Here is a 22,047-nt window from a genome sequence, read left to right on the forward strand (position 1 = left end):
TCGGAAACTTCCCGCCTCTTGCGTCTTTGGGCCTGTTAGTGACGGTGGCCGACAGCGCCGCCAACGCAAAACGACGTTTTAGGCGACGATTGGGATACCGAAGCCGAAGTTCACGGAGGAGATGGCGGAGCAGACGCCGAAGCTGAAGGCGGACGGGCTTTCCAACGGCGCCATCATATGCGCGCTGGGTATCGCGAACGTAATAATTACCGTGCCGAATTTCCGCCTTATTACTACACAATCCGAGCATCCACCTCGCGCACGACGGGCATACCCGAACCATCCAGCTCGACCACATTCAGGCTCTCGATGAAATCGACAGTCGGAAGCGCGTTTCGCGCGTCGGGCAGCCATGCGCAAGGGAATGCCACTACCTGCGTCGACTCGTCGTAATCAACTAGGCGCACAGCCGCCGAGGGCGCTTCGTTCGCCGTAGCCTGCTCGGCCGACGCGTTTCGTTCGTTTTCCGCAGCCCGCTCGACCGTTGCAACCCGCTCGCTCTCCATATCGGGCTCGGCAGCCACACTCTGCTCATCGGCCGCACTCCGCTCACCAGCCGCGACCCGATTGCTCGTCGCATCTCGCTCCGCCGCGACAGGGCCCTTCCCCAAGGCCCAACTGAAAACCGAGCTCGCATCGTCGCCAACAGCCTTTACGCACTTCAGGAAATAATCCCCTTCGTCAAAATGGAGCCAACCATGCGCCGCCGCGAAAGCCTTATCGAGCAGGAAGCCCTTGTTCTGCTGATAAATCTGGCCCGTATTCTTATTATCGAGCGAGCAATAATGAACGCCCAGGCGCAGGCCACGCTCGGCCGCGAACTGCATAAGCTCCAGGCATTCCGCCTCGCTGCCCGCGATGGGCAGCCCGCCCGCATACCAATAGTTGTACAGAATGGGATACGGGTTTTGACGAAGCTCCAAGCCGCGCTGAGCAAACGCCTCGGCATTACACAGCGGGAAGCCGAATTCCAGCAAATTCACGCCGCGAACGCCCATCTCGTCAAGACGAACCAGAAGCTCTTTCATCGCCGGCCCATCATGCGGCCCAACAGGCATTTCGACCATAACATCGGGAATGAAGGCAACCGCGCGCTCAATCGCATCGAGCGTACGCGCGTGCTCGGGCGCAAGGGCCTCGTCGCCATCGAGCTTCACGCTAAAGCGAATCTCATCCAAGCCGCGATCGCGCAGCTCCGCCAAGCACGCATCGTCAAGAAAATCGCCGCACGTATACAGTCGCACGTGCGCCTGCGGGTACAACTCGCGTGCCGCATCGAGGAATGCGTACACGTCGCTTTTGAACAGCAGCGGCTCGCCACCAGTAATCGCCAGGCAATCAAAGCTCGCCCCCGCGGCATGTGCCTCGCGCAGCTCGCCCGCAATGTCGCGCTTGTGCGAAAGCCAATACTCGTAGTCTTCCTGGTTGGGATTGAAGCAGAAATAACAATGCCTCGAACACTTGAGCGAAACGAAGAACGTCGCCGTTCGCTCGCCCGTGCGGCATGCAATGCACGCAGGCGAAACCCAGTTTCGCCACAGGCTCGCATTCCCGTTTTCGCAATGACAGCCGCATTGCTCCGCCACGCACGCACGCATCTCGCGAAGCTGCGTCTCTTTCGCCTCAAACGGCAAACCGAATTCCGCGACCGATTTCTCGAAATCGGCTTTCACCACGTCAAATGCGGCAATGTACTCCTTCGCATTCACAGCGTTAGCCTTCCAGCTCGCCCGACATAAACAGCACGCTATACCCGCTCAGCAAACTTGTACCCCACGCGCCAAACCGTGAGCAAGTATTTGGGCTGAGAAGGGTTATCCTCGATTTTCTCACGAATCTTGCGCATGAACACCGTGATGCTGTTTTCGTCCACGCTGCTCTCACGACCCCATATATGCTCGAAAATCTGGCTGCGCGTGAACACCTGGCCAGGATTGGATGCCAGCAGTGCCAGAATCTCAAACTCTTTGGCAGTCAAATCAACCTTTTGATGCCGCAAGTAAACCTCGTAATGGCTAAATACAATCTCAAGATCACCAGTCTTACTGCTGCCTTCTCGACTGACAGCCTTCGCAAACGCCAGGTCGGTCTTATGCCTGCGTAGGTGTGCCTCAATACGAAGCAACAACTCATCGGGACTGAATGGCTTAACCACGTAGTCATCCCCGCCGGCCTTGAAGCCAATACTCTTATCTACAATATCGCCTTTCGCGGACAAGAAAACAATGGGGATGCGACGACCCTTCGCTCGAATCGAGGAACAGACGTCAAGGCCATTGGTGCCAGGCATCATTACATCAAGCAGCAACAAATCAGGATGTTGTTCAGCCAAAACACGCAAGCCGTCATCGCCGTTGTAGGCAGAAATAAACCCATAGCCAGCATCCTCAACAATGCGACGTATCAGCGTGTGCACACTTTCGTCGTCGTCGATGAGCATGATCTTATACGGCTCATTATTCATCTTCTCCCCCATTTCCAGCCACCGACGAATTATCGGTTATGGGTCCATCCTCAAATCCCAGTGGCGGCTCAGCTGGCAGATGCACGGTGAATACACTGCCTTCCCCCAGTTTACTCTCAAGTTCGACACGACCGCCGTGCATCGCAGCGTACTCGCGTACGAGAGCTAGCCCCAAACCCGTGCCGCGATAGCGACGCGATGCCGAAGAATCGACCTGTACAAACTTCTCAAATATGCGCTCGCGGTCTTCATCGGCAATACCGATGCCCGTATCGGCAACCCTCAGCAACACTTCACCGGAGGGGGCATCGTAGCTTACGCATAGTGTCACCGACCCACCCGCAGGCGTAAACTTAATAGCATTGCCGCACAAATTCTCGAGCACATGGCGAATGCGATCGCCATCGCAAGTAACAAGCGGCACATCGGCGTCGATAGAATACGTAAACACAATTTCATTCCGGCGCGCCAAAGGAGCAACCACCGACTGAACAAGCCCCACAACATCGCCCATGTCAACTGGCTCCATTGCCAGCTGAGTCTTTCCAGCATCGAGCCTGCTCATTTCCAAAATGTCATTAATCATGAGAAGCAATACGCGACTGTTCGCCTCAATCTCGCGACGAATCTCCGCTTCTTTCTCATCTATCGGGCCACCCGCGCGATTGAGCATTTCTGAAAAAGCGATGATAGACGTGAGAGGCGTACGTAATTCGTGACTCATCATGCTAAGAAAGTCAGACTTATACTGGTTTTCATTGCGAAGGTGTTCGTTTGCATGCTCGAGCTGTATGCGTTTAGCCTTAAGCGCCTCATTCACCCGCGAAAGCTGAGCCGTACGTTCTTCAACTTGAAACTCAAGATTGTCATAAAGGTCGGAGAGCTGATGCGCCATTTCATTAAACTCAGCCACCACAGCATTGAGCTCATAAGACGATTCAGAATCAGGAAGACGCACGTCAAAGTTACCCTTCTGTATGCTACCAAATGCCCGACGAAGACGCTGCAAGGGACGCGTAACCAAGTGTTTCAAGGCAACATATATAACCAGCAAGCACAGAAGCAAAACAGCAACGGAATACATCGAGTTTTGGAGGATGCTTGATTTCGCGGATTCGCGATATGCATCCGTAGGCATTATGATGCTAATAGCGCCGCCTATGTCATCGATATCCCATCCTTCTTTGGAATGCCCCGTTACATCAATCTCCCCCGCCGGCTTCCCGTGACATTCCAAGCACGTTTTTTCGATTTTCATAGGAGCTGAATAGCGAAACACCTCTTTGCCTTCATACTCATCTATTTCATAATATTCTTTAAGAGACGAATCGTTCATAAAGGCTTGAAGCGCCCGAGACTCAAAGTCATCAGGCTCATCTTCTTTGTTGCGAGGATCAAAATTAACAAAACGGGTTACATACCCAGATTCAGCAGTAAATCGCATCCCGATGCTTCGCCCAACAATCGCGCAATGGAGCCCTTGATATGCACCATTATCTGCATAAGCCGTCTCAAGAAGCCGATCCTGATTAGCCGACATAAAATCCCAAACCGCAGACATTTGCTGACTTAAGACATGGCCTTTTTCATGAAGTTCAGAAACCATCTGATCGCGCTCACTGCAGTAATTCCATATAGCATTTCCCGCAATAGACACAACAAAAAGACCGAGCATGAGAACGCCGAATTTTGTTTTCAGCTTGACCTGGTTCACGCCACCCCCCCCATCATCTACACCTAGCGCAACCCCTGCCGCAGCAATCGATTCCATCAATATGATAAAAATTCTCAAGTCCCGCATAATATGCAAAAAAACGAGACTTGAGAATCTATGAATTTTCTTTTGATAATGGTGTGGCTGCAAAACGCACCAACGACTAGAGGGCTAAAAGCAGCTCTTCTACCGCTCGGCTGTCATGACGGCAAACATCCACCACCATGCGGCTTATCGCGAGATATAGCCCGTCCGCCCTAGGCTTCTCGCTTTCCTCCATCCGCCCAACATACTTGGGAAGCCAGATGTTTAAGTGCTTCCCGAGAAACATGAGCTGTCTAGAAAGCAGAGCCTTCACTTGTTCCGTATCACCAGATTCATATGCAGTAACAGCATCTTGAGACAACGCCGCCATAAAACCAAGTTCTATCGCGATATGGTCATCTGCTTCTTTGGGATATCCCGCAGCTTCATAACCAGCCGCGCGATAATCATTCCGAACGTCAAGCGTACTTTCCTGGAAAAGAAGATCCTCTCCGTTCAGATACACAGACTCCCAGGGTGGAGCAGGAACACGACCGGGGCCTTCAAAATGCTTCGTATAAAGCTGCTTCAATTCAGCCTGTGGATAAGCACCACCCGACAAGCGGTTTGATATTTCAATCTGAGACTGCACAGCAACTGAGTTTTCACCCGCCAATAATTTACACTCATCGACAGTCTCCCCATCGACCGAAATTGCTACCAAAGCATCATCGGGTGCGCCCGCAAACCAACGCCAAAGATAGCGATAGAGAAACGCGCGATTTGCCAACGCCGCCAACATCGTATCCATAAGCCAAACCTCGAATCCCTCATCAGCGGACCACGGCAAAGGGAGGGAGTACCGTGGTCCGTCGATAACAACTATGATTGGCGACCTGTCATCATATGCCAATCCACGCCAAGACTACATCCACGCTTCGACGAAGTCCGTCTCCAGCGCCACAGCCTTAGGCTTAATCAATGTACATGGGCTGGTCTGCGATGAATCGGGCAACGCAGCAATATCGCTAACCGCATCTGCGTGCGCAGCCATAAGTTCATCATATGGGCCGAATTCGATTGCCCGCATGGGACAAGCTGCGACACATGCTGGCTGCTCGCCCGCTTCTCGCAATTGCTTGCAAGCGTCGCACTTACGAGTTAGGTTAGCCGACTCAATATACTGCGGAACGGCATAAGGACACGCTTCAACGCAATACCGGCAACCGAGACATTTCGCGTCATCGTGCTGAACCGTTCCATCTTCTTCGTCGATGAACATAGCTCCGTTAGGACATGCCTTTACGCAAGCCGGGTCCATGCAATGATTGCACGTGGCGGAAAAATGATAGGCCCCAACTGAGGGATACTCCCCCACTTCGAAATCGCGCAGATGGCGGAATTTGGTACCAATCTCAAGGTCATTCTTATCTTTGCATGCGACCTGGCACGTTCTACAACCAATGCAGGCATCCATATTGAAATAGAAACCTTGTTTCGTCATTTCGATTCACTCCTCTATTCCTGAGCCGAAGGAATACGCATTTCAACATCGATATCCCTAGGAATCTCCTCGGAATACTTCTCGATATTGCAGATGCACGTATTCCAACCAGACACACCCTGGCCAGACTGAATCTGACCCGTCAGGATATTGTCGGAGCCCGCATGATCAATGCCGGTTTTCTCGTCGATATCGACCCATGCGCCATGAGGGACACCAACGACACCAGGCATGAAACGATTTGTCACGCTAGCCTTACGTAAGCACTGACCATGGGGGCTGGTCAAAAGAACCGTATCACCCGTCACAATGCCCTTCTCCGCCGCATCGGAAGCGTTGATGAACACTGGATTGGGCCAGGTCTCACGAAGCCACTGCACATTGTCGAAAACCGTGTGGGAGCGGCGCAGATAATGTGGATTGTAAACCTGATACGGATACTCGCCCTTAACGCCATTTTCGAAATCGCTGAACGTTGCTTCGTAGCCTTCCTTCGGAGGAATATAAGTAGGAATCGCTTCGATGGCGCTGTAACCGATGGCGTTAATCTCATCACGCATCACGCGAGAGTAAATTTCCTGCTTGCCAGACTCGGTTTTCATGGGATTGGCCTCTGGGTCGGCAACAAAATCCTTGTACGCGATATAACCATAAGAATCGCCTTTGGCGCGAGGAATCTGATAGCAACCGGTCGCGATGAAGTCATCCATAGCCACGGTGCCCTCCTGCGGCTCGCCCTCGCAACCCCATGCCTGAATATTTTCCTCAGTAATCGTAATCAGCGGTTTCTTTTCGCCCGCCTCGTCAATAATGTACGCCCCAACGAACTGGTTAAAAAGCTGTTGCTTAGTGTCAAAGGGATAAACCTCTGCGGGATCCAGACCGAGACGCGTACCAATCTCGGAGGCAATCGCCTCGTCGGATTTGCACTCATACATCGGCTCGATAATTTTGCTGTGGTATATCAACGCTTCACGATTACCCTGAAGGAAGCCACCTTCCTTCTCCCAATACGATTCAATGGGGAGAACGATGTCGGAATACATGGCATTCGTGGTCATGAACAGAGAATGGGTTACGACCAAATCGACTTTACGATGAGCCTCGATACCCTTGTTTTGGCCTTCGATGGTCTGCAGCTTGGCATTCATGCTATCGTGATAAATCAGCTTGATATCGATATCGCGCGCTTCACCAGGAACCTTTTTCGTGCCACCACCTGCATAGGTGTACTCTCCATCGGAAATGGCATTCCACAGCTCGGTATCGTTAATGTTCTCGGAACCTGCAAGCGGATTGGAAATCTTAGGAAGACCATTGCCGCCAGCGCCAATCAGATACGTACCGCCGCCAAATGAGCGAGAATGGCAGGAAATACCACACATGTGGCCAGGCTTGCCAAAATGACCGCCCATGGCACCAAGCGTCATGGCCAGCTGAGGCAGGCAGTCGGCATTGTGAGTACGCGCGGGGGCCCAAGACATCAAAATAGCCGCCTTGTTGCCCTTGCCCATAAGCTCAGCAAGGTAGCGAATCTTATCCGCAGTTACGCCGCAGCGCTTCGAAGCCCATTCAGGCGTCTTCGGAGTCCCGTCATAGGTACCGAGCAGGTAATCTTTGAAGTTGCCCGTCGGATCCTCACCTTCCGGCATATGGTCAGCGTCGAAACCGATAGTGTGGGTATTCAGGTAGTCCCAATCGACTAGACCTTTCTCACCATCCATTTCGAGCATTGCATTTGCAATACCAAGGAACAGGGCCATATCGGTAGAAGGGCGACATGGGATCCATTCAGCATCCGCAAGAGCGTAGGAGTCATTGTAGAACGGATCAACCGCCACAAACTTCGCCCCAGCCTGCTTGACTTGCTCCATAAAATAGGACGGATTTCCAGCAGAGGACCACGCAGGATTGACGCCAAGCATTATAACAACGTCACTATTCTGCATATCCAAACGGTCGTTAATTCCCTCTTGAGATTGCGGCGCAATACCGACCACATCGGGAGTATAGGTCCAGGCACCGCGAGAGGTGGTTCCCCAATGGCCAATGTAGCCACCGTACAAACTCAGGAATTTAGAAACAGCACCGCCATCCGCGAACAATGCACGATTGCCGTGTTCATCGACGATTCGCTTAATTTCGTCTGCAATGTAATCAAACGCTTCGTCCCAACTGATGCGTTCCCATTCATCAACGCCGCGCAAATCTCCATGGGCATTCTCGCCACCACCGGGCTGCCAGTTCTTACGCTTCATAGGATACTTCAGACGGTCTGCAGAAAACACCTGATTGCGCTGAGAACGACCGCGGACGCATGCACGCTGCTGAGGATAATCCGGGCTATCCTCATGCGTATCATCGGTTTTCTGGCGAACTACCACGCCATCTTTGACCAAAACCTTGTTAAGGCAACGACCTCCACAATTATGCCAGCAAGCTGCGGTCTTCCATTCGCCCGTGACAATATCCCTACCATCACCGGCAACATTTTCATCCTTTTTTGGCTTGACGTCATTTTGCGCACAGCCAGCGAGACCCATGGCGGCCAACGCTGCGGCCGAAGCAGCAACGAAATCCCTTCGGCTTATGCCTGACGACTGTTGCACACGTTCGAGGTAGCTCATCGTCTCCCCTTTCCCCCTTTGAAATTGTTTTTCTCACATCGATAACCCCATATCGATATTGAAGATAATATGGAGACCATTTGTTAATGGCAATCCCTATCGCCTGCACTGTTTCTTAATCAAATCTTTCTGAATTAATAATCGACAGGCAAGGATTAGAAACCCTGCGCGACGCATAAGTCTAAGTCGGCAAGCGCGCCGACCGACTCTTCCCGATTGAAGAGGGCCCGTTCTTCGCGTTCCCCATCACGAACTGCAACATTCTGGTGACCCTTGGCGGTCTCGAAACCACCGTTGATTTCGAAGTGCTCGACACCGAAGACAAGGTCATCGACGGCCTGTATGCGGTTGGCAATACCCAGGGCGGTCGCTTCCTCGTCGACTACCCCCTGCCCGCGCCTGGCGCGAGCCACGGCTTCGCCCTTACCCATGGCATGCTCGTGGGCCGCATTTTGGCAAAACTGCAACAACTCGCAGCCTAGCTAATCCCTCCCCTCCCGCTAGGCAAAAAGGAACCCGCTCCATTTGGGACGGGTTCCTTTGTTTCGGGATTGAAGTAGATTGTAAAAAGCACCATCGAGACGGGCCTCAACCGCATCAAATACCATTTACCGCCCTCAAACAGCGAGAGCGTTCTTCCTCCGCCCCATCAGATAAAAGCTCTTCATGGGCGTAAATGTTGAATTCGCCGTTCTTGGCAAACCCCACAAGCATTATTTGATTCTGGTCTGCAGCCTTTATCGACATATCGGTCGGAGCGCCTGGGGAAACAATCGCATATGCGTCCAACTTAACAACCCTGTCGATAATCCCCATAGGAACACGACCGCTAAACAAAACGACCTTATCGCTCGTATCAACGCGGTTTTTCAGGCACCACCCCACGAGCTTATCCATCGCATTGTGTCGCCCGACATCATCGAAACGAGCAAGGAAGCCGCCCGCATCGGCGATTGCCGCTCCATGCATTCCACCCGTACGACGGAATAGGCCCGAATTCGCTTCAAATCGAGCCATATTGTCAATAATCCAGCGAGGCGTCACGTATGAAAGAACGCTACGCTCCCTCAAAAGAGAACCGGACGCAGCGCCCATCATGTCGGAAATCAAAACATCAACCAAGCCAGCGTCGACATCAATCCGCATGTCAGTTATGTCGCTCGCCTGGTTAATAATCCCATCGAAATACAACCTGCCGTAGGTCAGTTCTTCGACGTTCCAAGGCGAGCACGTAAGCGTATCAACCTGCTGGCCATTAACGAACATGCGAACGACAAGCTCCTGCACCACCGAAGATTCAAAAGGAGCAAGCCCAGCCGAACCATAATGAAACGAGGGCACACGCAGGCAATGAAACCCCTGCTCATCAACTCTAAAACTAGCGTTTCTTTCCGACATGGGCACTCCTTACAAAGAAGGGCGTGCCCCGCACGCCCTTCTCTATTCATGGTTTACGCCAACGGCCTAATTCTGGGATTTCGCTTCTCCCGCTTCCACAACGTTATTCGGAATATACCAAACCGATGGATTGGTGCCATTTTCCGGAGCAAGCTGGAAGCCGCCTTCGTCCAGGGCCTTCTTCTTTATCTCTTCGAGATCGCCGAAAACTCGAGCTCCCGCCGGGCATGCCGCGACGCAAGCCTGGACCTCGCCTTTGCCCGCATCAATTCGGTCGGCGCAGAACGTGCATTTGTCGACCTTGCCTGTAGGCATATCTTCCGCATACTTGACCTGCTCATACTCGTTGAGCTCGCCAAAATAGCCCGTTTCGCTCTCGTAGTAGTAACGAGCGCCATAGGGGCACGCGGAAACGCATGCCTTGCAGCCGATGCACACTTCCTTATCAATGACGACAATGCCGTCTTCCCTCTTCGTCGTAGCACCCGAAGGACACGCTTCGACGCAGGGCGCGTTTTCGCAATGGTTGCACAACACAGGCAGAATCGTTTTCCTCGCGTCTGGATACGTGCCCTCAAAGCTTCGCTCAACGTGAGAACGGGTTACCCCCGGAGGGGTTCCATGCGCCCCTTTACATGCCGTCGCGCACGCATGGCAACCGACGCATTTTTTCAAATCAATCAGCATTCCATATGCCATAGCTCACAACCCCCTTAAGCGATTTTCTCGATTTTGACGCGGATGCACTGGTCGAACGCGGAGCAAACATGGTCCATGCGATCGGGCGTCTGACCAGGAAGAAGGTGCACAATCGGCACGCCCTTGTCCTTCGCGATAGGCATGAACTCCGACTTCGAGCCCCAGTCGCCACCGATAACCGAGACGCACGAGGCATGAACGCCCTCGGAAACCGCAAGCTTGCCTTCAACAGAAACGCCCTCGAGAGTTTCGAGACGAACGCTGTCCCCGCTCGCCAAGCCCTTCGCCTCCGCAGTCGCCTTGTTCATTTCGATGGTGTAGCCATAGGGATTCGCCTCATTGATCTCATTGATCCAGGGGTTCTCCATGAGCCACGAATCGGTATTGACCGCATCGGTGTAGTAGACGGGGATGATGTCGTAATCCGGGTCCTCAATATCGAATCCGCAACCAGGCTTCCAATCGGGGAGCGGCTGATAGTCATCGGTTTCCCACGGAATGTCAAGCTCGGCAACCTTCGCTTCGACCTTTTCCTTTGCCTCAAGCATGAAGTCCCAATACAGAGGAACTTTTCCGGGAGCATCGTTTGCCCAGATATAGACCTCGTCTATCTTCCTGGGATACGTGTAAACGCCATGCTCCTTCATCCACTCGATACCATGCTCTTCGTCAATGATACTCTTGAGCACCGAATCGGCGAACGCCTCAGGCTCGAGCTTTTGGTCCATAGGAACCGAATACTCGTCTTTCACGCGATACATGGCGTTCAAAGTCGCGATGAACTCGGCGTCTTTTCCAGCGCGGTGCGCCAGCTCGGCAAAGAGCTGGAAACTCGACGGCGCCCCATCCTTCGGTTCAACAACCTTTTGCCACACCGTAACGGCCCACGGATTATCAAGGCCGCCAATAACGCGATGGTTGAGAGCGAAGTGAGGCAGCGGTTCAAGGCGCTCAAGATAGCAGCACTCAGGCAGAATCACATCGTAGAAGTACGAGGATTCGTTAAGGAAGATATCGACGCCGATGACATATTTGTAGCTCTTGAAAATCTCGGCCTGCTCGTCGTAGTTTCCCCACCACTTAATCGGGTTGCATGCGTAGCAGAACGCCACCTCGGCCGCCTGGGTGTGGTAAAGGTCCGGATGAGCCTGCGCGACATGCTCAAAGTGGTTGTCTTCAGACATAGGCTGCAGCTCAAGCATGCCCATCGTCGTCGGCGTATAGTCGGACTCACGAATCTTCTGATAATAAGAATGCGGGAACGCAAGCATGAGCGACACATCTTCGATAAAGCCGTCCTCTTCCCAAATTCCAGGGCGAAAGGCCATCTGAGGATTGTTATCGGCCCAGCCATTACATGCGGGATCAAAGCCGATAAAGCCGCCGACAGCATTCGTCGCACCAACAAGATTGTTGAGCGAGAACACCGACCAGCACGTCAAGAAAGAATGCTTGTGGCGAGTAATGCCCGAAAACGCATCAACGCACACAGGACGATACGGCAGCGTCACGCCATCGATGGTAATCGTCTCTCCGATATGAGCCGCCTCGCCATATTCTTTCGCAATCTGGCGAATCGTCGCGGCGGGAACGGTCGAGATGCTTTCCGCATATTCCGGCGTGTAGGTCTTAATGTGCTCTTTGTACAAGGTAAAACCAGTCGAGCACGTCTTCCCATCGACTTCAAACGTACCTTCGAGCGCAGGCTTCTCGCACTCGTCATAAGGCTTCACGGCATTGTCGGAAAGGTCCATGTAGAGAGCCTTATTCGAGCCCTCGGCGCGAATGATTCGTTTCGTTTCAAGGTCGACAAGCGCAGGGCCGTTGGTTCGATTCGTCAGGAAGTCGACATCGATGAGGTTCTCTTCATGAACAAGAACGTACGCCATGGCCAAAGCCACTGCAGCATCGGTTCCGGGCAGAATGGGAACCCAAAGGTCAGCCTGCTCGCCAGATCCGCCCATGTGGGGGTCGAAGCTCACGAGGCGCAAACCTTCCTTACGGCGCTCCGAGAAGGGCTCGACCGTCATGTTGAAGCCATGACGTGTCGCCGTACCGGCGTTGGTTCCGAATTGGACAATGTAATTGCAGTATTTGTAGTCAGGCATCGCATTGCCTGAGCCAGTATGCAGATACTCAAGTTGGTGCACGCCGGCGCCGCAGATGTCCGAGCAGCTTCCCTCTGCGTTGCCGTAGATAACGCCAAGGGCCGTGTGTCGCACGAGGCTTCCTGCCTGGCTTGCAACCATCGACATGCCCGTAACGGCATGGGGGCCGCTGCGCTCAATAGCCTCACTGATATTTTTGTTGACGAGTTCGTAGGCCTCATCCCAGCTGATCTCTTCCCAACCAGGATCTTGGTCAAAGCCCTTTTTGGGATTAGTGCGCTTCATCGGCTTCGTGATTCGGTTCGGATCGTAGAGCTGCATAATGCCCGATGCGCCCTTGGCACAAATATGCCCGCGCCCGACAGGGCTATCGGGGTTGCCCTTAAGCTCAACAACCTTCCCATCGACCACGTGGGCCAGAATGGAGCACTGGTTGAAGCACATGTTGCATGTCGTAGGAACCCATTTGTCTTCTTTTTGGGCATCCCCTCCCTTTGCCGCATCGCCGCCGGAAGAACACCCCGTTGCCGTGGCTCCCAGGCCTGCGCCCAAGGCGACAGCTCCCGATGCCGCAACGAAGCCTCGACGTGAAATAGCAGGTTGATGCTTTCCCATATCTCCCCCTTTTCCCTGCATACACGACTATCGATGCACGCTTTTAGCGCGCAAACTTAAGACTGTTGTTTAGACAGCCTTGCAATGCACATGGAAACGCTGGGCTTTCCAGCGCCGTTAATTGAATTGTTTGGTGATTTCAGTTGCAGAGCGACATAGAAAAACGCGTCGCCCCGGAAGAACTACCGATCGAAACCCCTACCCCCATAGAGACCCCTTTTTTCGATATCTAATTCCCTCGTTGGCGCTATGGTAACATACAGTTATATGACACTCAATTGCTTGAACTATCCTATCTTTAGGATAGAAAAGGCCTCCTGAGGAAGCCTTTATACGCTCTATTTCAAAATATCTTTGAAGCTATCAATGTTGTTGAAGCCTTCGCTGAAAGCGCTCGGGGCGATAACGAGCCCACCCTTTTCCTTGACACTTTCGTAAATGAGGTTCATCGTTCGCAATTGCAGCGCCTTATCGTTCTTGTCGTACACCGAAGCGGCGTCGACGAACATCTCAGAGATATCCTTTTCAACCTCGGCAAGCAAAAGGCGGGCATTTCTTTCACGTTCAGCCTGCGCCTCTTTCGACATGGCATCTTGCAAGTCGGACGGTATGGCGATATCCCTGATTTCAACCGAGACAACGGTGATTCCCCAACTGTTCGTTTTCTCGTCGAGTATGCTTTTGACTTCCTCGTCGATTTGCTCACGACGAGTAGCGACCTCCGCCAAATTAATGCGGCCAACAGCGTCTCGCAGCGCCGTCTGAGCAGCCCACCATATTGCGGATGAATAGTCTTCCACCTCGACACACGCGCTTTTCGGATCCCATACCATCCAGAAAAGAACCGCGTCAATATCCAACGGAACCAAATCGGCCGTGAGAGCCTCTTCCGCAATAAAGGGCGTCGTTATGATTCGCTGGTCGACATGCGCGGCAGCATATTCGATGATGGGGATGATAAAGTACAAACCCGGCCCAACCTGCCGGTTATATTTTCCTAACCGAAGAATAACGACGCGTTCCCACTGATTTGCGATTCTGATCGAATAGCACCCAATAGCGCCGAAGCAAGCGCCCGCAATGCATGTCCAAGCAGATAAACCCACGGCCAGAGAAATGAGAACCGTCCCTATCAGGGAAAATAGAACGAATATCGCCGCAGCGAAGCAGAATACGCCGACCTTGGAAGTGTGCTTCGGCTGAGGCGCCGCCGCCTTCTTATTCGCCGAAGCGTTCCGAGCTTCGCTTTTCTCGACTTCCCTTTTCTCTTTGCTGCGCATAACCGCCCCTATCGCCTATCCGCATTCCTGTTGCTATAAATCGCTCCGAGCACCACGTGCGGCGGCCCTCGAATAGTGCACTCGAACAATCTCTAGAAGATCGCCTAGAGACATTCCTTTTTCGACCGCCCGGCTAGACAACTCGTCTGCCATGGAGGCAATATCATCGTCGATCGAAGCGGACTCGGGCAACCCCTCGGCAACATACGTGCCAAGCCCGCGCTTCGTGTAAATATATCCATCCCGCTCAAGGTCCTGGTAGACCTTGTTAATCGTGTTGTAGTTAACGCCAAAGCGAACCGACATTTCCCTTACGGAAGGCAGCCTTTCGGAAGACTTAAAATGACCCGACCCAATTAAATAGATGAGCCTCTTGCGAATCTGAATCCAAATGGGGACGCCGCTACTCTCGTCAATTTGGAAAATGCCCGATGGCTCCATTACAGCTGCCCCCTTTCCCGTGCACTCGATTTCCCTTTTCGATGTTGTGAGCTATGCCCAAAATGGCTGCACGGCAACAAAACCAATCGCAAACCTCGATGCTGCCATAAGAATACAGAACCTTAAGCAAACACCGCCGACAAGCGCGGATATGCCGCCAATGCACAGAACAGTCGAACGCGGGTGAACAAGACACGTCAAGTCCACCACTAAAGGAATGACGCAGCCGACGACGATGACGCCTACCCAAAATAGCAACGATAAGTCGCCGAACAAAAGGGCGGAAGAGGACAGCGAGGCTCCGCTTTCCGAGAAAAGCACCGAGCGGACCAGAAGAGCCGTCAATAAAAGGGCCTCGGCAACAACAATTGCGGCGTCTATCGCGGATAGGCCATTCATGCCTCCAAGAACGCCTTCGTGCGTTTGCCTGAAAAAGCCAACAACAACGAGCAAGCCCGCCGCCGATGAAAATGCCGAAGCCGTGAAAAGCGCCGGAACAAGCGGGGTATTAAGAAACGGAACTGACGGGAAAAGCGAATAGAAGACACCTGAATAAAGAATGACGGCAATGGAGAGAGCCATTGCCAGAAACTGCGAAAGGGGCTCAATGAGCCTTGATGCGCGGCAATGCGGCATCAGGCCGAACGCCAGAGACAACACCGCAAAGAGGCAGAACAGGGCGATAGCCCACGAGCCGAACCCCAAAATGCTCGACGGCCTGAGGAAGACGTTGAAGGCAATTGATGGGTCGCCAAGGTCGAGAAGCAGAAAAACGCACCCCACGACCACCATAATCGGACCAAGAATCATTCCGATATCCGTAATTGGCGCAATTTTCAACAGATGAGGACGAGGGCCCAATCTTAAAGCGAAATCGACGGCAGAGGCAATCGCAAACGCGCCAGCACCAGCACCGGCAAAAAATAAGTACCATGCAATATAGGCACTCGCCACGATATCTCACCCGCTTCATAAGGCTGACGCATTCGCACTCTGGGAAAATCATACCATTCGATAAGGGGACGCGCGCAAACACACCGTCGAAGATGGCGCCTACCCGTCTTATGCAAACCTCCGCAGAAAGGCCCCGGCATTACGCCGAGGCCTTTAGAGAAGTGCCGCACGGGAGGGAAAGCGGCTTCGGGTATATCGTTTTGCGTCAGCCTTACTTGAACTCAAGCTTCGTGATAACAGTATCCGTCGCAAGAGCCTCGCCAACGAGCTGACCGAACGTCAGGCAGCGGCCATGGCTCACACCAGGGCAATGCACGGGGTAATTCAGACCGAAGAAGTCGCCCTGAACATTACCGACAGCGAACAGGCCCTCGATGGGCTCGTCTTCTTCCGTGCACACCTGGGAATCGTCGTTCACATGCAGGCCGAACGGAATGGTCAGCACGGAGCACACAACGGGCGTCGCGTAGAACGGAGCCGTCTTGATTTCCGAAAGGAACTGCGCCGGCACGTCGAACTTTACGTCCTTGCCTGCTTCGTATGCCGCATTGTAGCCATCAACAGATTCTTGGAGCTTGTCTGCGGGAACGCCCAGCTTTCCAGCAAGCTCGGCAATCGTATCGGCCTTAATAAGGCTACCGTCCTGCAGGCGCTTCTCCATTTCCTCATCGAGGCCCTTCAGCTGCACGTCATAATTGGTCGGCCACTGTTGCTTGACCCACTTCTCGTAGTTCGCATCGAAAATCGACCAGGCCTTGTCACCGGGAGTGTTCATGCGGCCATTAGTCAAATAAGGCTCGAAAGGAAGCTCCGCACCATAGCGCTCACCGTTGCGGTTAACCGCAAGCCAGCTCATGACGAACGCGGTAAGGTTGAAGCTCTTGGAGCTCGGAGTGTACTGGTGAACCATCGGCGCCGCGGGGCTCTTCGAAAGTGCGGCTCCAGCCCAGCAGCCCATCAGAATGCCATCGCCGGTATTTCCGCCCTCTGGGGTGTACACGTTGCCATCGGCACGCGTGGTAATGCGCGCCCAGCAATTCACCATCTCTTGGTTGCCGCTAATATCGCCCGTCGCCAAAATCACGCCCTTGGAAGCGTTGTACTGCACGTACTTGCCGTCCGCATCGGTGACGATCACGCCAGTAATGCCGCTCTTCGCATCACCTACCAGCTGCTCAGCATGCGTATTGAACACGTATTCTGCGCCGTTGTCCGTCGCCGACTTATACAGCGCTTCGCCAAGGTTCCAATTGCAGGTCTTCTTGTCAGAACGCACCGCGCCAGGTTCGGCATCGCTTACGAACGACACAGCATCGGGATACACACGCCAACGCTCGGGAAGCGTTTCCCATCCGTATTTCGCGGTTTTCGACAACGCAGAAACCATCTTGAATCCCTGTTCGGCTACCATTCCCTCGATGTAGTCGATTACCGGACCAGTCTTTTCTGCCCAAGTACGAATAAGGTTGTAGTTGGTGGTCTGCTGTGACCACAGATACAGAAGACGGCACGCCTCGTCAATATCAATGTCGACGCCATTGTCGATTTTGAACTTGCTGCCAATCGCCGCAACGTCGATGCCATGCATCTGAATACCATCGGTGCGCTCGATGACCGCAACCTTAGCACCATTGCGAGCGGCCGCCTCGGCGGCAGAGTTGCCAGCGATGCCAGCGCCAACGATCACGATGTCGTAATCTTTGGTTTCGGCAATATCTTTAATAGGTTCCGGAGCAATTTCCCACGTGTGCTTCATTCCCTCAGAAGAAGCGACATTCGCATCCGTCGAAGAAGCCGACGAAGAGTTTCCGCTCGGGCTGCATGCAGCCAAAGCACCCGCCGCCGCAGTCGCAGCAGCTGCCGTCAAAGAACCCTTCAGAAAATTCCTACGAGTAACCTCCATGGTCCCCTCCATTCATCGATACGCGATGTCTATCGCGCCGACGCCCCTCCTGGCGTCTGCCTCGAGAATGGACCCTGGAAGCCCGTCTCCACAACGCACGAACCAACGCATTCCACAACTTAACGCGTTGTTGGTGTGCCAAATTTATTCCTCACGTGAATCGGGTGATTGGCTGCTGAACAGGCAATCTAGCAGCTCCTGCCTACCATGCACGCCCGCCTTCTGATAGATATGCCGAACATGGGTTCCGACGGTGTTTTCAGAAATGACCAGATTTTCAGCTATCCAGGGTTTCGTTCGTCCAGCAACTAGGTACACCAAAATGTCAGACTCCCTTTGAGTGAGCCCCCATTTTTCGGAATAGGAGGCGAGATCGATTTGTTGCCCACCTGCCGACGCCGCTTTCTTCCACATGAAAAGGCCCCAGATGTCTTCGCTGCTCAGCAACAGCACTACAGCAATCACCATTAAGTAGCCAACAACGGTCGATTCTTGCGCGGAAAACGCCGTACCCGCAGGACTCGCACCCAGCAGAATTGCAACCAAAGCGCCAACGATATAGAAAACCGCATCAACCGTTCTCATGACCGCAATCGTCTTAAGGGAGTCTTTAGACTGTCCGCTAGCAATGGACGAGAATACCGCCCATTTCAAAATGTCGAATACGGTATACCCAGAGATGATGACGGCGCCCGCAATCCAGAACGAATCGGTCCCAAAAAGAAATGCCATCACCGCAAACCCAGCAATAATCGCAAGCAAACCAACGCGATATAAAACGCTCGATTTCGATGGCATCGTTGAAAGAAACGCGAACGATCCAACAGCAACGATACCTCGAATAGCCTGGATTATTACGCCGCCGTTGATTTCGACAAGAGAGAAAGACACCAAATGCTGGAGATATCCGAATCCAGCCATGACGAGGCAGAGCGCCGCAAGAATAGACGCGGATACGCCGAGGTAGCGCGACATGAACGTTGCCGGACCCTCCCCTTCGGGCTTTGCCGAAACGGGCGTAGCATACCCTTTCAGAGACGCATCAGTCAGCACGAACAGAACCGACGAGACGATCGGCATGATCGCGAACGAGACGGACGATGCAACGGGAATCATGAAAAGAAGAGGAGCATCCAAAACAATGGCCATTGCGAAACCGCCAGCCAAATATTGAATGGTGCTCTTCGTTCCCTGCTTGCAGTACACGCCGCCCCAGCAAAGCCCCAAGAAACCCATGAAAAGCCCGCTGAATACCCCGCCCGCCAACAATAGAGGCCAGGAAAACGTTACGCCAGAAGCAATGAAAAGGACCGAACCAACGATGCCGAGAGCGCCAATAACCACCAAGGCGGTTTTCCCCTCGAGAACTTTGCGCACCTTCTCCTCGGCAAGAAAAACCGATGCGTACACCAAAGCGACGACGAGGAACGTGAAGACTGCCGCCATTTCGGGAAGGTGGCCAGCATTTCCCGAAATAAAGAACACGCCCATGAACAGAGCGTCGAACCACGCCCAATACATGCCAGAGCCAATTAAAGCCGCGATGTTCAGCTTTTCTTTATCGTCTTTCCCCAAAACTAACCCCACTTGCAATCCCCTCAACAATAACGGCTTTATTTTAGCAGCGCGGAAAGACGGCTCATCGAACGCGCCGGCTCAATCGAAAGACAGTCAAGAATATCTCTACGCCCCCACGCCGTCACCAAAGCATTACCGCCTCAAAACCTGCTAAACGACCTGCTAAATGCTCGCAGCGCTTAGCAGGTCGTCGGGCCGTAGCACCACGCCGCGCGCCCACGGATCAAGCCACGGGGCGCACCAGTGTCGCTTGACACGCGACTGCACCTGCTAAACGCTGCGAGCATTTAGCAGGCTCGAGCAGGCTCGCCCTGCGCCCACGCCACGGCAATCCCAGACCACGCCTTCCGCAAGCGCCACTCACTCGGTCATATTTCTGGGCCATACGGCCCGTGCTTCATCGGAAATTGAGCCTTGGGGCGGTATGAGCAGGACATTCGCCCTTCGTACAATGGCATATGATCGCAAAGCTATCGAAAAAAACGGCACCACGTCGAAAGCAGCGCCGAGCTGTTGGGGGCGCAACGAAGCCCACGCTTTCCTGAGCCCACCCGTCCGCCGCCGTTTACGCCCCTTTGCGAACCCGCCAAAACGAGAGGAGCGTCATGAGCAAGATACGGAAACTAATGGGCTTTGCCGCAGCGCTTGCCTTCGCCATGGTGATGCTGCCGGCATCGGCCTTCGCCGATACGTCGTACTACGACCTGTACGTCAACGGCGAGCAGTTCACTAGCGACAATCTCACCATCGAATGCGGCGAGGGTACGGCAACGTACGATCCCGCTACGCACACTCTTACGCTGAACAATGCATCCGTCACGAATGCAATCGATTATGGCGGCATCAATTCGAAATTGACGACCGATTTAACCATTGCGCTTCAAGGCAGCAATTCCATCACCTTTGACGACAATATGGGCATCATGGCCGCAGGGAGCATCGAGATCACGGGGCCAGGCAACCTCGCAATTAACGTCGCAGGAGAAACTAGGGATGGCTTAAGCGTTGGCGGCAACGTCTCGGTACGCGAAACGAGCCTTATCGTTAACGCCCCTGGTGGCGTTGGCATCGCAAGCGACGGCACGGTCTCGCTCGACAACGCGCAGGTCACGTCTGCCGCGCTGTATGCAGGCATCGACGCCATCGACCTCATTGTCGAAAACGGCAGCGTGGCCGATATCTCCGCGGCGGAAGACAATTGCAACGCCGCATTCATCAGCTCCCGCGGCGGCGCAACGGGCGGCAACATTCGCATTTCGAACTCCAACGTCGTGGCGAAGAGCTTCTATCCTGGCCTGTTCGCCGACGGCAATTTGACGATTAGCGGCGCCTCCGTCCAATCGACCTCCACCGCCGATGCCGCCTTGTGGGCGGTCGGTGACTTGACCATTGGCGGCAACGCACACGTCACGCTCGATGGAAAATACCCCGCTGGTTGCAACGGCAACTTCACGGTCTACGCGGCCGAAATCGATGCCAAAAACACCAACGACGAAAACATCCCGGCGCTTTTCGATAGCCTCACCATCGGCGAAGATTTCGGCCTGACCTACGCCGTCGCCGTCGATAGCGAGGGCACGACCATCGACCTCATCGAGCATGACGGCGCCGAGCAGGCAAAGAGCTTCCTGTATCTCTACAAGAACATCCACTTCGTTACCAGCGAGAAGTCTGCCACCTATTCCTTCCCCTTCACAAAGGTCGTTAAGAAGGACGGCGACGTCGCACCCGGAACGCAGGAATTCGAGCTCGAGATCTTCAATGTCGGCGTTGGCCAGATTGAGGATTACACTGACGTAACCGTAACGGCAACCGTTACCACGAATGGCGCGGGCGAATACGAGGGGCTTCTCACCATCCAGGGTCCAAAGAGCCAGATTCGCGACATAACCTGCGAGGGTTTCTGCGTGCGCGAGAAGAACACGGGCGTGGCGAACTGGACTTATTCCGACGCCGTCTACTACATCTTCTGCTACGAATACGAGATTGCGACCGACGGTCAGTCCGCCACCCAGTCGAGCTACGATATTTTCCCTGTTCAGCTCGTTGAGACCGACAACGGTGCGTTCTACGAGAAAACGCAGGATATGCCCGTAGCGAGCATGACGTTTGAAAACGTCTATACGGAAAAGGCCGCTCCCGCCGCGGCCGACAAGCCCGCGACTGGTGACAAGCCGGCCGCCAGCACCAAGCCCGCAGCGAATAACAAACCCGCCGCAGGAAACATTCCCCAGACGGGCGACAGCAACGCTCTGGCCATTGAATTTGCCGTGTTGCTGATGGTCGCAGGCGCTCTGACCGTCGCGATCGCGGCCAAGAAGATGCGCAAGGAGCACGACGTCTGCTAGGGTACCAGAGGCATCAGACGAAGCGGTTGCCGAACCAAGACGCGGCCGGCATAACGCATCGCAACCGGCATGACGCGCCGCGACCAGCGAAACACATCGTGGCCGACGAAACGAGGGGCGACCGCTTGGACGAAATTCAACCAGTCGCCCCTGGACAAAACGCGTATTGCATCAAGAAGCCCGCTCAGTGTTTCCATCACTAAGCGGGCTTCATTGTCTTCAATACACGCAACAGCTACTTCACCAGGCGTTATACATTTTTATGAGCGAGTTTTTCGCCTTTCTCTACACTTTTATGAGCGACTTTCCCGAGATTTTCGCATTTTTATGAGCGAGTTTTAAATGAGCGCCCGCTTTGACTCCTGCACCTGTTAAATGCTCGTAGCGCTT

15 protein-coding genes and 2 pseudogenes are annotated in these 22,047 nt (G+C 53.7%); 2 read left to right on the forward strand and 15 right to left on the reverse strand.

The genetic code is table 11. The features are described from left to right. Positions 1-233: 233 nt before the first annotated feature. The 6 genes from Q0D41_RS04055 to Q0D41_RS04080 all read right to left on the reverse strand — a co-directional run bounded on the left by Q0D41_RS04055 (position 234) and on the right by Q0D41_RS04080 (position 8,333). Complete coding sequence (locus Q0D41_RS04055) at positions 234-1,709, reverse strand: radical SAM protein (RefSeq protein WP_294375577.1); 1,476 nt, start codon at positions 1,707-1,709, stop codon at positions 234-236. Between the two features lie 38 nt (positions 1,710-1,747). Then, a complete protein-coding gene (locus Q0D41_RS04060) occupies positions 1,748-2,464 on the reverse strand; it encodes a response regulator transcription factor (protein WP_294375580.1) in 717 nt (238 codons plus the stop codon). Next, positions 2,457-4,178 (reverse strand): DUF3365 domain-containing protein, encoded by a 1,722-nt coding sequence (locus Q0D41_RS04065; RefSeq protein WP_294375582.1) that lies wholly within the window; start codon positions 4,176-4,178, stop codon positions 2,457-2,459. Before Q0D41_RS04065 ends, Q0D41_RS04060 begins: the two co-directional genes overlap by 8 nt. 163 nt (positions 4,179-4,341) lie before the next feature. Then, positions 4,342-5,013 (reverse strand): molecular chaperone, encoded by a 672-nt coding sequence (locus Q0D41_RS04070; RefSeq protein WP_294375584.1) that lies wholly within the window; start codon positions 5,011-5,013, stop codon positions 4,342-4,344. A gap of 114 nt (positions 5,014-5,127) precedes the next feature. Further along, positions 5,128-5,706, reverse strand: a complete 579-nt coding sequence (locus Q0D41_RS04075) for a 4Fe-4S dicluster domain-containing protein (protein WP_294375587.1) — start codon at positions 5,704-5,706, stop codon at positions 5,128-5,130. Positions 5,707-5,720: 14 nt separating this feature from the next. Beyond that, on the reverse strand, positions 5,721-8,333 hold the full coding sequence (locus Q0D41_RS04080; RefSeq protein ID WP_294375590.1) for a molybdopterin-dependent oxidoreductase: 2,613 nt from the start codon (positions 8,331-8,333) through the stop codon (positions 5,721-5,723). Between the two features lie 209 nt (positions 8,334-8,542). On the opposite strand from Q0D41_RS04080, the pseudogene Q0D41_RS04085 reads away from it, so the two are divergent. After that, positions 8,543-8,815, forward strand: a pseudogene (locus Q0D41_RS04085) (FAD-binding protein); the annotation flags it as partial. Between the two features lie 115 nt (positions 8,816-8,930). Here Q0D41_RS04085 and fdhD read toward each other — a convergent pair. From fdhD to Q0D41_RS04125, 9 genes and pseudogenes are all read right to left on the reverse strand, one after another. Next, positions 8,931-9,731, reverse strand: coding sequence for a formate dehydrogenase accessory sulfurtransferase FdhD (gene fdhD / locus Q0D41_RS04090; RefSeq protein WP_294375592.1), 801 nt, complete (start codon positions 9,729-9,731; stop codon positions 8,931-8,933). Positions 9,732-9,797: 66 nt separating this feature from the next. Continuing rightward, positions 9,798-10,268, reverse strand: a complete 471-nt coding sequence (locus Q0D41_RS04095) for a 4Fe-4S dicluster domain-containing protein (protein WP_367113808.1) — start codon at positions 10,266-10,268, stop codon at positions 9,798-9,800. A 96-nt stretch (positions 10,269-10,364) separates the two neighbouring features. Beyond that, positions 10,365-10,430 (reverse strand): annotated as a pseudogene (locus Q0D41_RS10050) (4Fe-4S binding protein); the annotation flags it as partial. Between the two features lie 14 nt (positions 10,431-10,444). Further along, positions 10,445-13,153 carry a molybdopterin-dependent oxidoreductase gene (locus tag Q0D41_RS04100; RefSeq protein ID WP_294375597.1) on the reverse strand — a complete coding sequence of 903 codons (2,709 nt, stop codon included), beginning with the start codon at positions 13,151-13,153 and terminating at the stop codon, positions 10,445-10,447. A 338-nt stretch (positions 13,154-13,491) separates the two neighbouring features. Further along, positions 13,492-14,433, reverse strand: coding sequence for a slipin family protein (locus Q0D41_RS04105; protein ID WP_294375599.1), 942 nt, complete (start codon positions 14,431-14,433; stop codon positions 13,492-13,494). Positions 14,434-14,466: 33 nt separating this feature from the next. Next, on the reverse strand, positions 14,467-14,874 hold the full coding sequence (locus tag Q0D41_RS04110; RefSeq protein WP_294375602.1) for a GntR family transcriptional regulator: 408 nt from the start codon (positions 14,872-14,874) through the stop codon (positions 14,467-14,469). Positions 14,875-14,925: 51 nt separating this feature from the next. Beyond that, positions 14,926-15,828 (reverse strand): NrfD/PsrC family molybdoenzyme membrane anchor subunit, encoded by a 903-nt coding sequence (gene nrfD, locus Q0D41_RS04115; protein ID WP_294375605.1) that lies wholly within the window; start codon positions 15,826-15,828, stop codon positions 14,926-14,928. A gap of 211 nt (positions 15,829-16,039) precedes the next feature. Next, the gene (locus tag Q0D41_RS04120; protein WP_294375608.1) at positions 16,040-17,731 is read right to left on the reverse strand and encodes an FAD-dependent oxidoreductase; all 1,692 of its coding nucleotides are present in this window, start codon (positions 17,729-17,731) and stop codon (positions 16,040-16,042) included. A 144-nt stretch (positions 17,732-17,875) separates the two neighbouring features. Further along, positions 17,876-19,075, reverse strand: a complete 1,200-nt coding sequence (locus tag Q0D41_RS04125) for a helix-turn-helix transcriptional regulator (RefSeq protein WP_294375852.1) — start codon at positions 19,073-19,075, stop codon at positions 17,876-17,878. 839 nt (positions 19,076-19,914) lie between these two features. Between Q0D41_RS04125 and Q0D41_RS04130 the strand changes: the two genes are divergently transcribed. Next, a complete protein-coding gene (locus tag Q0D41_RS04130) occupies positions 19,915-21,657 on the forward strand; it encodes a hypothetical protein (RefSeq protein ID WP_294375611.1) in 1,743 nt (580 codons plus the stop codon). Positions 21,658-22,047: the final 390 nt, after the last annotated feature.

Source organism: uncultured Slackia sp., from assembly GCF_934630525.1.
Classification (GTDB): domain Bacteria; phylum Actinomycetota; class Coriobacteriia; order Coriobacteriales; family Eggerthellaceae; genus Slackia.